Consider the following 14,086-nt stretch of genomic DNA (forward strand, 5'->3'; position numbering starts at 1 on the left):
TCTTTCTCGCTTCAGGCGACGGCAGTGGCAGCCGGTGCCTCGGCCGGGGTGTCGAGCCAGTCGACGCGGTTCATCTTGCGCACCACCACGAACTCGTCGCGGTTGGTGCCGATGGTCCCGTAGTAGTTGAAGCCGTAGCTCAACTGGGCGTAGCCGCCGATCATGTGCGTCGGCTTCAGCACGATGCGGGTGACCGAGTTGTGGATGCCGCCGCGGGTGCCGGTGATCTCCGAGCCGGGCGTGTTGATGGTCTTTTCCTGCGCGTGGTACATCAGCACCATGCCGGGGTTGACCCGCTGGCTCACCACCGCTCGCGCGGCGATGGCGCCGTTGATGTTGAAGAGCTCGACCCAGTCGTTGTCCACGATGCCGGCACGTTTCGCGTCGTCTTCCGACAGCCAGACCACCGGCCCGCCGCGGTTGAGCGTCAGCATGAGCAGGTTGTCGGAGTAAGTCGAGTGGATGCCCCACTTCTGATGCGGCGTGATGAAGTTGAGCTGGATCTCCGGATTGCCGTTGCCGCGGATGTTGTGGATCTCCCGCGTGGTCTTCAGGTCGACCGGCGGACGGTAGGCGGCGAAGCCTTCCCCGAAAGCCGTCATCCACGGATGGTCCAGGTAGAACTGCTGGCGACCGGTGAGGGTGCGCCATGGGATCAGCTCATGCACGTTGGTGTAGCCGGCGTTGTAGGAGACCTTCTCGCTCTCGATGCCGCTCCAGGTGGGCGACGAGATGATCTTGCGCGGCTGTGCCTGGATGTCGCGAAAGCGGATCTTCTCGTCCTCCCGGTACACCGCGAGATGGGTGTGGTCGCGTCCGGTCTGGTCACCCAGCGCCTCCCAGGCCTTGACGGCCACGTGGCCGTTGGTCTCCGGCGCGAGCTGCAGGATGACCTCGCAGGCATCGATGTCGGTGTCGATGCTCGGCATGCCGTGCGTGGCGCCGGCGTCGGTCACCCGGCCATTGAGCTGCCCCAGTTCCTCCACCTCGGTGCCGGTCTTCCAGGCGATGCCCTTGCCGCCGTTGCCGATCTTGTCCAGCAGCGGGCCGAGGGCGGTGAAGCGCTTGTAGACATTCGGGTAGTCGCGCTGGATCACCGCGATCTGCGGCGCGGTCTTGCCGGGCACGAGCTCGCACTCGCCGCGCTTCCAGTCGGCCACGCCGAAGGGCTGCGCGAGCTCGGCGGGCGAATCGTGCATCAGGGGCGTCAGCACCACCTCCTTTTCCACGCCGAGGTGGCCGGGGCACATCGCGCTGAAGGCGCGCGCGAAGCCCTTGTAGATCTCCCAGTCGCTGCGCGCCTGCCAGGCCGGGTCCACCGCCGTGGACAGCGGATGGATGAAGGGATGCATGTCGCTGGTGTTGAGGTCGTTCTTCTCGTACCAGGTGGCCGTCGGCAGCACGATGTCGGAATAGAGGCAGGTGGTGCTCATGCGGAAGTCCAGCGTCACGAGCAGGTCGAGCTTGCCCTCGGGCGCCTTGTCGTGCCAGACCACTTCGGTGGGCTTCGCGTCGTCCGGCCCCAGGTCCTTGCCCTGCACGCCATGCGTGGTGCCCAGCAGGTGCTTGAGGAAGTACTCGTGGCCCTTGCCGGAGGAACCCAGGATGTTGGAGCGCCACACGAACATGTTGCGCGGCCAGTTGGACGGATGATCCGGGTCCTCGCAGCTCATGCGCAGCGAGCCGTCCTTGAGCGCGCGGGCGGTGTAGGCCGCGCCGTCCAGGCCGGCGGCCTCGGCATCGCGGGCGACCTGCAGCGGATTGGTCTGCAGCTGGGGCGCCGAGGGAAGCCAGCCCATGCGCTCGGCGCGCACGTTGTAGTCGATCATGGTGCCGCCGTAGGCCGCCTTGTCGGCCAGCGGGGACAGCACTTCCTCCATGCCCAGCTTTTCGTAGCGCCACTGGTCGGTGTGCGCATAGAAGAAGCTGGTGGAGTTCATCTGCCGGGGCGGGCGGATCCAGTCCAGCGCGAAGGCCAGCGCCGTCCAGCCCGTCTGCGGGCGCAGCTTCTCCTGGCCGACATAGTGCGCCCAGCCGCCGCCGCTCTGGCCTATGCAGCCGCACATCATCAGCATGTTGATGACGCCACGGTAGTTCATGTCGCTGTGGTACCAGTGGTTCATCGCGGCGCCGATGATCACCATGGACTTGCCGTGGGTCTTGTCGGCGTTGCCGGCGAACTCGCGCGCGACGGTGATCACCTGGTCGCGCGGCACGCCGGTGATCTTCTCCTGCCAGGCGGGCGTGTACGGCGTGTCCTCGTCGTAGCTGGCCGCGGCCAGCTCGCACGGCAGGCCGCGCGGCACACCGTAGTTGGCGGCCTGCAGGTCGAACACGGTCGCCACCATGGCGAGCTCGCCCGACGCGCCGATCGCGATCTGGTGCACGGGCACCGTGCGAACCAGCACGTCGTCCTGCACATTGCCCGGGAAATGCGCGCTCTGGATGCCGCCGAAATAGGGGAAGCCGACCTGCGCCGTCGCGCAGCCGTCGGCCCCGGCCTCGAGCATGGACAGCCGCAGCTTCACGTCGGCGCCTTCGCGCGCCTCCCTCGATTCGAGATTCCATTGCCCCTTGTCCGCGCGGCCGTCCGCGCCCCAGCGGAACCCGATGGCGCCCTGGGGCACCACGACGCGGCCGTCCTCGTTCAGCGCCACGGTCTTCCATTCGGGGTTGTTCGCCTGGCCGAGCTGGTCACCGAAATCGCTGGCGCGCACGTAGCGGTCCGGCACCATCACGCGCTCGCCGGAAGGCAGGGTGTGCGCCTTGAGCATCACCAGCATGGGCAGGTCGGTGTAGCGGCGCGCGTAGTCGTCGAAGTAGGCGCTGCGCCGGTCGAAGTAAAACTCCTTCAGGATCACGTGCCCCATGGCCATGGCGACCGCGGCATCGGTGCCCTGCTTCGGATGAATCCAGAGATCGGAGAGCTTGGCGACCTCGGAGTAGTCCGGGGTGATGGCGATGGTCTTGGTGCCCTTGTAGCGGACCTCGGTGAAGAAGTGCGCGTCCGGCGTGCGCGTCTGGGGCACGTTGGAACCCCAGGCGATGATGTAGCTGCTGTTGTACCAGTCGGCCGACTCCGGCACGTCGGTCTGCTCGCCCCAGACCTGCGGGCTCGAAGGCGGGAGGTCGCAGTACCAGTCGTAGAAGCTCATGCACACGCCGCCGATCAGGCTCAGGTAGCGGCTGCCCGCGGCGTAGCTCACCATCGACATCGCCGGAATGGGCGAGAAGCCGATGATGCGGTCGGGCCCGTGCTTGCGGATGGTGTAGATGTTGCTCGCGGCGACGATCTCGTTGACCTCGTCCCAGCTCGAGCGCGCGAAGCCGCCCAGCCCGCGCACGCTCTGGTAGCTGCGCCGCGTGGCTTCGTCCTCGACGATGGAAGCCCAGGCCTCGACGGGCAGGCGATCGCGGCGCGCGGCGCGCCAGGCTTTCAGCAATTGGCCGCGCACCATCGGGTACTTCACGCGATTGGCGCTGTACAGGTACCAGCTGTAGCTGGCGCCGCGGGCGCAGCCGCGCGGCTCGTGGTTGGGCATGTCCCAGCGGGTTCTCGGATAGTCGGTCTGCTGGGTTTCCCAGGTGACGATGCCGCCCTTGACGTAGATCTTCCACGAGCAGGAGCCGGTGCAGTTCACGCCATGCGTGCTGCGCACGATCTTGTCGTGCGACCAGCGGGCGCGATAGGCGTCCTCCCAGGTGCGGTCTTCGCCGGTGACTTGCCCATGACCATCGGCGAAGGTTTCGCGCGGCTGCGCGAAGTAGGTGAGGCGGTCGAGAAAGTGGCTCATGATTCTTGGTGCTCGGTGGCGTGGGTGGGGTCAGCAGGGCATCGGCGCGTTCTTGCGGCTGTAGTTCCACCACGTGATGGCGATGCAGACCAGGTAGAACACGACGAAGATATAAAGCGCGGCATCGGGCGAGCCCGTGAGGCTGATCGACGTCCCGTAGCTCTTGGGGATGAAGAAGCCGCCGTAGGCTGCCATCGCGGCGGTGAAGCCGAGCGTGGCCGCGCCTTCGGTATTGCCTTCCTTCGTGGCGCGGGCGACCGCATCGGCATCGTCGGGGCGCACGCCGCGCATCGCCTGGTTGAGGAAGATCACCGGGATCATCCGGAAGGTCGAGCCGTTGCCGATGCCGGTGGTCAGGAAGAGCACCAGGAACATCAGGAAGAAGCCCGTGAAGTTGCCGCCGGCCCCGCCATGCGGCAGGAAGTAGAGGACGCCGAGCACGGCGAGGGCCATCACCACGAAGTTCCAGAAGGTGACGCGCGCGCCGCCGAGCTTGTCGGCCAGCCAGCCGCCGAACGGCCGCACCGTCGCGCCGACCAGCGGGCCCAGCCATGCATAGGCGAGCGGATTGATGCCCGGGAACTGGCTCTTGATGAGCAGTGGAAAGCCGGCTGCATACCCGATGAAGGAGCCGAAGGTGCCGAGGTACAGCACGCACATCAGCCAGTTGTGCTTGCGCTTGAAGATGGTGGCCTGCGTGGCGAAGGAAGCGCGCGCGTCGGCGATATCGTTCATGCCGAACCAGGCCGCGAGCGCGGTGAGGGCGATCCACGGGACCCAGATGAACGCGGCATTCTGCGTCCACACCTGCGTGGCCTGGCCACCCTTGACGATGCTCTGCGGATCGCCGCCGAGCACGCCGAAGACGCCGGCGGTGACGACCAGCGGACTGAGGAACTGCACCACCGACACACCCAGGTTGCCCAGCCCGGCGTTGACGCCGAGTGCCGAACCCTTGCGCTCCTTCGGGAAGAAGAAGCTGATGTTGGACATGCTGGAGCTGAAGTTGCCGCCGCCCAGGCCGCACAGCAGCGCCAGCACGAGCATGGTCGCGTAGGGCGTGGTGTTGTCCTGCACCGCGTAGCCGATGCCGACGGCGGGGATCAGCAGGGTGGCGGTGGAGATCGCGGTCCATCGCCGCCCGCCGAGGATGGGCACGATGAATGAATAGAAGATGCGCAGCGTGGCGCCCGACAGGGCGGGCGCGGCCGCAAGCCAGAACAGCTGGTTGGTGGAGTACTTGAAGCCGAGCGCGGGCAGGCCGACGGCGACGACGCTCCAGACCTGCCAGATGGCGAAGGCCAGGAAGAGGGCGGGGACGCTGATCCAGAGATTGAGCTTCGCGATCGCCTGGCCTTCGCGCTCCCAGAACTCCTTGTCCTCCGGTGTCCAGATCGACAGGACCCGGCCGCGCAGCGGGCGGCCGGCGGGCAAAGTGGTGCTTGTGTTCATGGTGTGTTCCTGGGGTGGCCTAGCGGGCGAACGAGGGTGCGGCGGGCGCGTCCTTGCCCATCACCGCGGTGTGTCGGACTTCCGTGAAGTACATCCAGATCAGCGAGACCCAGACGACCCCGTAGAGCAGCATGAAGGCGCTGGAGCGGACGCCGGTGAGATCCATCAGCGCGCCGAACATGATCGGCAGCACGAATCCGCCCAGGCCGCCGGCCAGGCCGACGACCCCGCTGATGGCGCCGATGTTCTTCGGGTAGTCGTCGCTGATGTACTTGAAGACGCTCGCCTTGCCGAAGGCCATGGCGACGCCGAGCACGAACATGAGGGCGGTGAAGGCATAGACGTTCAGGCCGATGTGGAAGGTGCGGGGGCCGTTGACGGTGACCACCGTGAGATCGGTCTGCGGATAGCTCAGCAGGAACAGGCAGATCCAGGAGACCCACAGCACCCACCAGGTGACGCTGTGGGCGCCGTACTTGTCGGAGAGCCAGCCGCCCACGGCGCGAAGCACGCCGCCGGGCAAGGAGAAGCAGGCCGCCAGCAGTGCCGCGACGCGGATGTCGAGTCCGAACTCGCCGACATAGAACTGCACCATCCACAGGGACAGCCCGACATAGCCGCCGAAGACGATGCTGTAGTACTGGCAGTAGCGCAGCACGCGGGGATCGTTCAAGGCCTTGAACTGCTCGGCGAAGCTGACGCTGCCGGCGCTCTGGTGCGAGGGATCGGTCGCGCTCATGAACCAGAACAGAAGCAATGCGCCGAGCATGATGGCGGCATAGACCTGCGGCACCACGGTCCACCCGAAGGCCACGACGATGGCCGGTGCGATGAACTTGTTCACCGCCGCGCCGGAGTTGCCCGCGCCGTAGATGCCCATCGCGAAGCCCTGCCGGCCGCGCGGGAACCAGCGCGCGACGTAGGGTGTGCCGACGGAGAACGATCCGCCGGCCAGGCCGATGAAGAGCCCCAGCGCGAGGAACTGCCAGTACTGCGTGGCGTACGACAGCAGCCAGATCGCAGGAATGGCGAGGCCCATCACCCAGGCCATCACGATGCGGCCGCCGAAGCGATCGGTCCAGATGCCCAAGGGCACGCGCACGAGCGATCCGCTCAGCACGGGCATGGCGGTGAGCAGCCCGAACTCGGTCGCGTTGAGGTTCAGTGCCTTGCGGATCGGAATGCCGATGACGCCGAACATCATCCACACCATGAAGCAGGCGGTGAAGGCAAGTGTGCTGACGGCGAGCACGCGCCATGCCTTGGCGGATGTCCCGACAGACTTGGCCATCGGCGCCTGGACGGCTCCGGCTAGATAAGCGCGCTGCTGCAATTGGCATCTCCGGTCATGTGCATCGAGCTTAGGATTCGAGGTTCCCGGCCGTGTTGATGTAGATCAAGCGACGGCCGGCACCGCGCGCTCAATGCCACAGGCTCGGTCGCACTTCGGGCCACGCGAGCTCGATGCCCATCACGGCGCGCGCATAGAGATAGTTGATCCGCGCTCTTTCGCTGAGCGAGTCGATGTCGACATGGCCAAGCGCGTCGCAGGGAAACGCGTAGTTGCGGCGACCGGCAAAGAGCGCGTTGAAGCGCAGTTCGTAGTCGGTGCAGGCGTGAGATGAGTTCATCACTTTCTCCTTCTTGCGCCTCGGCATCCGGTCGGTGCATCGCAGATGCCGTGATGGCGTACCGTTCAATCTAGCCGCCTCGTTCCACGAGGCCGTCAACGCAGCGCGCCATTCGGAAACACTGTGTGAACAGTCCGTGTCACGAATGCGATGGCTTGAAGGGGCCGAAGCACAAGCTTGACCTTCGTCAACATCCGCTTCCCCGGGCGCTCTATCGTCAGAGGGTTCCAACAGAAGTGGCGCGCACGCGCCCTGCCGCGGCTGCCATGACCCCTGCCAATGAACTCGACCCAGCCCACGACACCCCTGAAAGCGCCGACCGGTTGATGGCGTTGGCGGGCGAGGGCGGACTGAAACCGCTGCGACTGGGCGAGCGGAGCTTGCTGCCGATCGTGCAGGGCGGCATGGGCGTCGGCGTGTCGGCGCATCGCCTGGCAGGCAGCGTCGCGGCGCTCGGCGCGATGGGCACGATCTCGTCCGTCGACCTGCGGCGTCACCATCCGGACCTGATGGCGCGCACGCGCGACCTGGCGCCGGGCGAAGCGGCCACGCAGCGCGCCAAGGAGGACATCAACGCCGCCAACCTCGAAGCGCTGGCGCGCGAGATCGAGGCCGCGCGGCGGCACGCGGGCGGGCGTGGCCTGCTCGCCATCAACGTGATGCGCGCGGTGGGCGAGTACGCGCCCTCGGTGACGCGCGCGCTCGAATGCGGCATCGATGCGGTGGTGGTCGGCGCCGGCCTGCCGCTCGACCTGCCCGAACTTGCGCAGGACCATCCGCGTGCGCTGCTGGTGCCCATCCTGTCGGATGCGCGCGGCGTGCAACTGCTGGTACGCAAGTGGGAGCGCAGGAAGCGCCTGCCCGACGCGATCGTCATCGAACACCCGCGCTTCGCCGGCGGTCATCTCGGCGCCGCGAAGATCGCCGACCTGGCCGACCCGCGCTTCGACTTCGAGAACGTGGTCCCGCAGTCGCTTGCCTTCCTGCGCGCCGCGGGCATCGAGAAGGAGATCCCCTTGATCGCGGCCGGCGGCATCCGCTGCTTCGAGGACATCGCGCGCGTGCAGTCGCTGGGCGCCGCCGCAGCGCAGCTCGGCACGCCCTTCGCCGTGACGCACGAATGCGATGCGCACCCCGAATTCAAGCGCGTGCTGGCGCAGGCGCGCGACGAGGACCTGGTCGAATTCACCAGCGTGGCCGGGCTGCCCGCGCGCGCTGTGGCGACGCGCTGGCTCAAGGGCTACCTGAAGGCCGAGACGAAGCTGCAGAGCGTGGCGCACGTCAAGCCGCGCTGCACGCTGGCTTTCGACTGCCTGGCGCAATGCGGCTTGCGCGACGGGCTGGCCGCGTGGGGCCAGTTCTGCATCGACACCCAATTGGCGGCGGCGCTGCGCGGCGACGTGAAGAAGGGGCTGTTCTTCCGCGGCGTGGGCCAGCTGCCCTTCGGCGATCAGATCCGGAGCGTGCGCGAGTTGCTCGCCCGGCTTCTGACGCAGGCCGAACCCACGCCTTCACTCGGCGTCACGGCAGGTTGAACGAAGGCGCGGCGGCTCCGCGCCCATGCCTCACTGGATCGTCCGGGGATGGCAGGCTTGGCAGCGGATGGCGGCGGGTGCGATCAGCATGCGTTCGCGCGCGATGACGCGATCGCAATCGCTGCACAGCCCATAGAGGCCCTGCGAGATGCGTTGGAGTGCCTCCTCGATCTCCTGCAGCGTCGGGCGGCGCACCCGGACCGCGGCGAAGCCGGTGTTGCACTGGGACGCATCGTGTGGCGAGTCCTGCTCGGGTTCGGCACGCGCGCTTTCTCCGAGCGCCCACCGCTTCATGATGTCCAGGCGCTCGATGAAGGACAGCAGATCCTCTTCTGTCATGTGGTTCATGCAAGTCCTCCGAGTGAAGTTGAGTGCCGGCAGTATCGGGAGACGGGTCGGCGCGAGACTTGATCCACCTCAAGTCCGGGCCACGTCCACGTGCGCGGGCGGTCCGCCCGCCCCGGCCGGCCCGCCGTGCCGCGCCTGGTAGCCATACCAGAGGCTGCCGGCGATGCGATGCGCAAGGTCGTCGGCGCGCTGCTGCAGCGCCGCGTTCTCGAGCGCCTGGGTGGTCTCGCGGAAGAGGGCGAGCCAGCGGTGAAACAGCGTGATCGTGAGTCCCGGCAAGGCCGCATGCCTCGGCACGGGCGTTCCCTTGTAGCGGGCCGTGCCTCGGAGCGCGGACGACCAGAAGTCCACCATCTTCGCCAGGTGCCGGTCCCAGTCGGCGATGTGCGATTCGAAGATCGGGCCGAGTACCGGGTCGTTGCGCACCCTTGCATAGAAGGAATGAACCAGGCGCATGACCTCCTCTTCGGTACAGAGGTCAGGATCCGGCATGAGAGAACGTGCAGGCGGTGCGCCCGTCGCCTTTTGTTCGGTGAACATTCCGCATCTCCTTTGTCTCCTGGCATTCCATCTCGAATCGCGATGAAAGCGTAGCGCGGATGGCCCCGCCGCTTCTTTGATCTGAAACAAGCTCCTTGCGCGTGGCCGCGGCGGTGTGCCTTCGTGCCACGGGAGTCACAGCCCGGGTGTTCGAAGGTGGAGCAGTGTCGCGGGAAAACCCGCGCGTCGCGGGCCCGATCGGGCACCTCGGCGGTCCCGTGGAGCCGCCGGCCGGCTGGCACGGTCATTGCCCCTCAGGAACGTCGCAGACGCTGTCACCTAGGACGCGACCCATCCCATTTTTCAACCCCCTGAGGAGACGACCCCATGCAACTCAAGCTCTTGACCGTTCTCATCTCCGCCGGCCTGGCCGCCTCTGCGGCCCATGCCGTCGTGACCGACCAGATGATCGAGAACGAAGCCACCGCCACCGGCAACATCCTCACCTGGGGACTCAACACCCAGGGGCAACGCTATTCGCCGCTCAAGCAGGTCAACACCGCCACCGTGGGCAAGCTGGCGCCGGTGTGGGCCTTCTCCTTCGGCGGCGAGAAGCAGCGCGGACAGGAAGCCCAGCCGGTCATCCACAACGGCAAGATGTTCGTCACGGCGTCCTACTCACGCCTGTTCGCGCTCGATGCCGCGACCGGCAAGAAGCTGTGGAAGTACGAGCACCGCCTGCCCGAAGGGATCATGCCGTGCTGCGACGTGGTCAACCGCGGGGCTGCGCTGTACGACAACCTCGTGATCTTCGCGACGCTGGACGCGCAGCTCGTGGCCCTCGACCAGAACACCGGCGACCTGGTGTGGAAGGAGAAGATCGAAGACTACAAGGCCGGCTATTCGGCCACCGCGGCGCCGATCATCGCGAACGGGCTGATCCTCACCGGCGTGTCCGGCGGCGAGTTCGGCGTGGTCGGCCGCGTGGAGGCGCGCGATGCGAAGACCGGCCGGCTGGTCTGGTCGCGACCCACCGTCGAGGGCCACATGGGCTACACCTACGACGCCGATGGCACGCCCAAGGAAAACGGCATTTCGGGCACCACCAACCAGAGCTGGCCCGGCGACCTGTGGAAGACCGGCGGCGCGGCCACCTGGCTGGGCGGGACCTACGACAGCAAGACGGGGCTGGCCTACTTCGGCACCGGCAATCCCGCGCCGTGGAACAGCCATCTGCGGCAGGGCGACAACCTGTTCTCCTGCTCCACGGTCGCCATCGACGTGAAGACCGGCCAGATCAAGTGGCACTACCAGAACACGCCCAACGACGGCTGGGACTTCGACGGCGTGAACGAGTTCGTGACCTTCGACATGGACGGCAAGCGCGTGGGCGGCAAGGCGGATCGCAACGGCTTCTTCTACGTGAACGATGCGACCACGGGCAAGCTGATCAACGCCTTTCCCTTCATCAAGAAGATCACCTGGGCCAGCGGCATCGACCTGAAGACCGGTCGGCCGAACTTCATTCCGGAGAACCGCCCGGGCGACCCCACCGCGAGCACCGACGGCAAGAAGGGCAGCGCGATCTTCTCGGCACCGAGCTTCCTCGGCGGCAAGAACCAGATGCCCATGGCCTACAGCCCCGACACCAAGATGTTCTACGTGCCGGCCAACGAGTGGGGCATGGAGATCTGGAACGAACCCGTGGCCTACAAGAAGGGCGCGGCCTACCTGGGGGCGGGCTTCACCATCAAGACGGTCGACGAGTACATCGGTGCGTTGCGCGCGGTGGACCCCAAGAGCGGCAAGATCGTCTGGGAGGTGAAGAACAACGCGCCCCTGTGGGGCGGCGTGCTCACCACCGGCGGCAACCTGGTGTTCTGGGGCACGCCCGAGGGCTACCTGAAGGCGGCGGACGCCAAGACCGGCAAGGTGGTGTGGGAGTTCCAGACCGGCTCCGGCGTGGTGGCGCCGCCCGTCACCTGGCAGCAGGACGGCGAGCAGTACGTCAGCGTCGTGTCCGGCTGGGGCGGCGCGGTGCCGCTGTGGGGTGGCGAGGTGGCCAAGAAGGTCAACTTCCTCGAGCAGGGCGGCATGGTGTGGGTGTTCAAGATCCCCAAGGACATCGCCAAGGGCAGCACCAAAAGCGCGAAGGCAAGCTGAGACAGACCCGCGAACCCACGATCGGAGAAGACATGAAAGACACCACGAGACGCATCTTCATTGCCAGGACCGTCGCGGGCGGCCTGGGCGCCCTGGCCGTGCCCCTCGTCACGCAGGCCGCGCCTGCGCGCGTCGAAGAAAGCGACGAGACGGCGCAGGCCCTGGGCTACAAGCACGACGCCAGCAAGGTCGACAAGGCGCGCTTTCCCAAGCACAACGCCACGCAGCGCTGCGCCAATTGCTCGTTCTTCCAGGGCGGCGCCAACGACGAATGGGGCGGCTGCGCGATGTTCGGGCGCAAGCAGATCGCCGGCCCCGGCTGGTGCAACGCATGGGCGGCCAAGCCGGCCTGAACAGGTCGGTCGAGCGCAGCGGCCAGGCGGCTGCGCTTCTTGTTTTTTCTTGCTTGCATCGGCTTGTCGGCCACGGCGCAAACCGTCGTGGCCGACAAGCCGCGTTGCCTCGCATCGACGTGATCGAATTCCCGGATCAGGCCGCCGCGGGCGCGAGCCCCAGCCGCTCGACGGTGCGCCGTTCCGCAGCAAAGGACTCGCGCATGCTGCGCCCGTAGTCCGCGCTGTCGAGGTAGGCGATCTCCTGGTCGTACCTGGCCAGCTCGGCGATGTGCGCGGGATCGAACAGCGCAGCCTTGAAGGCATCGTGCAGCGCTTGCAGCACGGCGGGTGCCAGGCCGCGGGGCCCTGCCAGGCCATAAGGCGAGGTGGCGACGATGCCGTGGCCGAGCTCGTTCATGGTGGGCACCTCGGGCCAGCGCCGGGTACGCGCTGCGCCGAAGGTCGCCAGCAGGCGCAGCCGGCCGGCGTCGACGTAGGGCGCGAAGCCGTTGGAGTTGACGCCGGCCATGACCTGCTCCGAGGCCACCGCCAGCATCTGCTCGGCCGTGCCCTTGTAGGGCACGTGGATGTAGCTCAGGCCGCGCCGTGCGAACCACTCGTCGAGCACCACGTGCGGCGTGGTGCCGATGCCGTTGGTGGCGATGCTCAGGCGGCCCGGATGGGCGGCGGCATGGTTCAGCAGGTCGTCCACGCTGCGCCAGGGGCTCGACGCGGGCACCACCAGGCCGAAGGTCACGCCGCTGATCTGCAGGATCGGCGTGGTGTCGCGGATCGGGTCCCAGGCCACCTTCTGGGTGTGCGGCGCGCGGAATACCGGCTGCGGCATCTGCGCCAGCGTGTGGCCGTCGGGTGCCGCCTGCTGCAGCACCGGCATCGCCAGCGTGCCGCCGGCGCCGCCGCGGTTTTCGATCACCACCTTCTGGCCCAGGCGGCGGCCCGCGAGCTCGGCGAGCATGCGCAGGGTGAGATCCGTGGCCCCGCCCGCGGGCCAGGGCACCCACAGCGCAATGGGGCGCTGCGGCGACCACGCCGTACCCGCCGGTGGGGCGGCAAGCACGCGCGGCGCGCCGATCGCCGCCGCCATCGCGAGCAGGAGGCCGCGCCGCGTGCTCATCAAGACAGCTCCGCGCTCTGCGCTGCGGCGATCGCCCGCGAGTTCTCGTCGCAGCGGTAGAGCAGGCCGGCGCGCCGTGAAGCGCCGGGCACGAAGCGAAGAGGCTGGGCCGGCGCGCTGCAAAGTGCCTGTTGCGAACGCTCGGCCTGTGCCTCGGCCAGCATGGCATCGATGCGCCCGCGGTGCTCGCTCTTCGGGCACACCGGATCGGTGGCCGCCGCATCGCCCGTGACCAGGTAGGCCTGGCAGCGGCAACCGCCGAAGTCCTTCTCGCGCTCGTCGCAGTCGCCGCAGGCGTCCTTCATCCAGCCCTGTCCGCGGTAGCGGTTGAAGGCGGTGCTGTCATACCAGGCGTCGCGAACGGGCGTGCCCCGCAGGTCGGGGAAGTCGATGTCCGGCAGCATGCGCGCGCTGTGGCAGGGCAATGCCTTGCCGTCCGGCGCCACCACCATGAACAGCGAGCCCCAGCCCGCCATGCAGGGCTTGGGCTTGGCGTCGGCATAGTCGGGGGAGACCCACAGGACCTTCATGCGGCCGTCGAGTCGCTCTCGATGCGCCATCACGATGGCCTCGGCATCGCGCAGCTCCTCGACCGTGGGCATCAGCGCTGCGCGGTTGTGCCACGCCCAGCCGTAGTACTGCGTGTTGGCGAGCTCGAGGTAGTCGGCGCCCATGCGCCCGGCCATGTCGATGATGCGGCCCACGTGCGGCAGGTTGAAACGATGCATGACGCAGTTCAGCACCATCGGGTAACCCTGCGCCTTGATGATCGCGGCGACCCTGGACTTGAGCTCGAAGGTGCGGGTCGAGCTGATGAAGTCGTTGAGCTCGCGCGTGGAATCCTGGAAGGAGAGCTGGATGTGGTCCAGCCCGGCCGATTTCAGCGCTTGCGCGCGCCGCTCGCCCAGGCCGACTCCGGAGGTGATGAGGTTGGTGTAGAAGCCGAGCCCGCGCGCATGCGCGACCAGCTCCTCCAGGTCCTCGCGCAGCAGCGGCTCGCCGCCCGAGAAGCCGAGCTGCACCGCGCCGAGCGCGCGGGCCTCGCCGAGGATGCGCTTCCAGGTCGACGTGTCCAGCTCGTCCTGATGCCGGATGTAGTCGACGGGGTTGGAGCAGAAGACGCAATGCAGCGGGCAGCGGTAGGTCAGCTCCGCCAGCAGCCACATCGGCGGCTTGATCGTCGGACGTGGCGCGGCAGGCATGGCCTGTCCTG

General features: G+C 67.5%; 11 protein-coding genes. 3 read left to right on the plus strand and 8 right to left on the minus strand.

Features of this window, described 5'->3' with window-relative positions; translation table 11 throughout:
- Positions 1–11: 11 nt before the first annotated feature.
- From J2739_RS12405 to J2739_RS12420, 4 genes are all read right to left on the minus strand, one after another.
- Positions 12–3,794 (minus strand): nitrate reductase subunit alpha, encoded by a 3,783-nt coding sequence (locus tag J2739_RS12405; protein ID WP_309901962.1) that lies wholly within the window; start codon positions 3,792–3,794, stop codon positions 12–14.
- Positions 3,795–3,824: 30 nt separating this feature from the next.
- Complete coding sequence (locus J2739_RS12410) at positions 3,825–5,246, minus strand: MFS transporter (RefSeq protein ID WP_309901965.1); 1,422 nt, start codon at positions 5,244–5,246, stop codon at positions 3,825–3,827.
- 19 nt (positions 5,247–5,265) lie between these two features.
- A complete protein-coding gene (locus tag J2739_RS12415) occupies positions 5,266–6,537 on the minus strand; it encodes an MFS transporter (protein ID WP_309901967.1) in 1,272 nt (423 codons plus the stop codon).
- Positions 6,538–6,667: 130 nt separating this feature from the next.
- Positions 6,668–6,877, minus strand: coding sequence for a hypothetical protein (locus J2739_RS12420; protein WP_309901969.1), 210 nt, complete (start codon positions 6,875–6,877; stop codon positions 6,668–6,670).
- Between the two features lie 326 nt (positions 6,878–7,203).
- Between J2739_RS12420 and J2739_RS12425 the strand changes: the two genes are divergently transcribed.
- On the plus strand, positions 7,204–8,412 hold the full coding sequence (locus J2739_RS12425; protein ID WP_309902142.1) for an NAD(P)H-dependent flavin oxidoreductase: 1,209 nt from the start codon (positions 7,204–7,206) through the stop codon (positions 8,410–8,412).
- Positions 8,413–8,442: 30 nt separating this feature from the next.
- Here J2739_RS12425 and J2739_RS12430 read toward each other — a convergent pair whose 3' ends face one another.
- Both J2739_RS12430 and J2739_RS12435 read right to left on the minus strand, forming a co-directional pair.
- Positions 8,443–8,760, minus strand: coding sequence for a TraR/DksA family transcriptional regulator (locus tag J2739_RS12430; protein WP_309901971.1), 318 nt, complete (start codon positions 8,758–8,760; stop codon positions 8,443–8,445).
- 69 nt (positions 8,761–8,829) lie between these two features.
- Complete coding sequence (locus tag J2739_RS12435) at positions 8,830–9,252, minus strand: group III truncated hemoglobin (protein WP_309902144.1); 423 nt, start codon at positions 9,250–9,252, stop codon at positions 8,830–8,832.
- A 375-nt stretch (positions 9,253–9,627) separates the two neighbouring features.
- On the opposite strand from J2739_RS12435, the gene J2739_RS12440 reads away from it, so the two are divergent.
- Entirely contained in the window at positions 9,628–11,403 is a 1,776-nt protein-coding gene (locus J2739_RS12440) for a PQQ-dependent methanol/ethanol family dehydrogenase (RefSeq protein ID WP_309901973.1), read from the plus strand.
- Positions 11,404–11,435: 32 nt separating this feature from the next.
- Positions 11,436–11,756 (plus strand): high-potential iron-sulfur protein, encoded by a 321-nt coding sequence (locus J2739_RS12445; protein WP_309901975.1) that lies wholly within the window; start codon positions 11,436–11,438, stop codon positions 11,754–11,756.
- A gap of 136 nt (positions 11,757–11,892) precedes the next feature.
- Here the strand turns inward: J2739_RS12445 and J2739_RS12450 are convergent, their stop codons facing one another.
- Together J2739_RS12450 and pqqE are read right to left on the minus strand one after the other, a co-directional pair.
- Positions 11,893–12,873, minus strand: coding sequence for a tripartite tricarboxylate transporter substrate binding protein (locus J2739_RS12450; RefSeq protein WP_309901977.1), 981 nt, complete (start codon positions 12,871–12,873; stop codon positions 11,893–11,895).
- Positions 12,873–14,075: a pyrroloquinoline quinone biosynthesis protein PqqE gene (pqqE, locus tag J2739_RS12455; protein WP_309901979.1), complete on the minus strand. Its 1,203-nt coding sequence runs from the start codon at positions 14,073–14,075 to the stop codon at positions 12,873–12,875. Before pqqE ends, J2739_RS12450 begins: the two co-directional genes overlap by 1 nt.
- Positions 14,076–14,086: the final 11 nt, after the last annotated feature.

It is taken from the genome of Variovorax soli (genome assembly GCF_031454625.1).
In the GTDB taxonomy this organism is placed as follows: domain Bacteria; phylum Pseudomonadota; class Gammaproteobacteria; order Burkholderiales; family Burkholderiaceae_C; genus Variovorax; species Variovorax soli_A.

Excerpts from the sequence above, each read along its gene's own strand:
- J2739_RS12405 (WP_309901962.1), bottom strand. The coding sequence starts at position 3,794 with ATGAGCCACTTTCTCGACCGCCTCACCTACTTCGCGCAGCCGCGCGAA.
- J2739_RS12410 (WP_309901965.1), bottom strand. The coding sequence starts at position 5,246 with ATGAACACAAGCACCACTTTGCCCGCCGGCCGCCCGCTGCGCGGCCGG.
- J2739_RS12415 (WP_309901967.1), bottom strand. The coding sequence starts at position 6,537 with ATGGCCAAGTCTGTCGGGACATCCGCCAAGGCATGGCGCGTGCTCGCC.
- J2739_RS12420 (WP_309901969.1), bottom strand. The coding sequence starts at position 6,877 with ATGAACTCATCTCACGCCTGCACCGACTACGAACTGCGCTTCAACGCG.
- J2739_RS12425 (WP_309902142.1), top strand. The coding sequence starts at position 7,204 with ATGGCGTTGGCGGGCGAGGGCGGACTGAAACCGCTGCGACTGGGCGAG.
- J2739_RS12430 (WP_309901971.1), bottom strand. The coding sequence starts at position 8,760 with ATGAACCACATGACAGAAGAGGATCTGCTGTCCTTCATCGAGCGCCTG.
- J2739_RS12435 (WP_309902144.1), bottom strand. The coding sequence starts at position 9,252 with ATGCCGGATCCTGACCTCTGTACCGAAGAGGAGGTCATGCGCCTGGTT.
- J2739_RS12440 (WP_309901973.1), top strand. The coding sequence starts at position 9,628 with ATGCAACTCAAGCTCTTGACCGTTCTCATCTCCGCCGGCCTGGCCGCC.
- J2739_RS12445 (WP_309901975.1), top strand. The coding sequence starts at position 11,436 with ATGAAAGACACCACGAGACGCATCTTCATTGCCAGGACCGTCGCGGGC.
- J2739_RS12450 (WP_309901977.1), bottom strand. The coding sequence starts at position 12,873 with ATGAGCACGCGGCGCGGCCTCCTGCTCGCGATGGCGGCGGCGATCGGC.
- pqqE (WP_309901979.1), bottom strand. The coding sequence starts at position 14,075 with ATGCCTGCCGCGCCACGTCCGACGATCAAGCCGCCGATGTGGCTGCTG.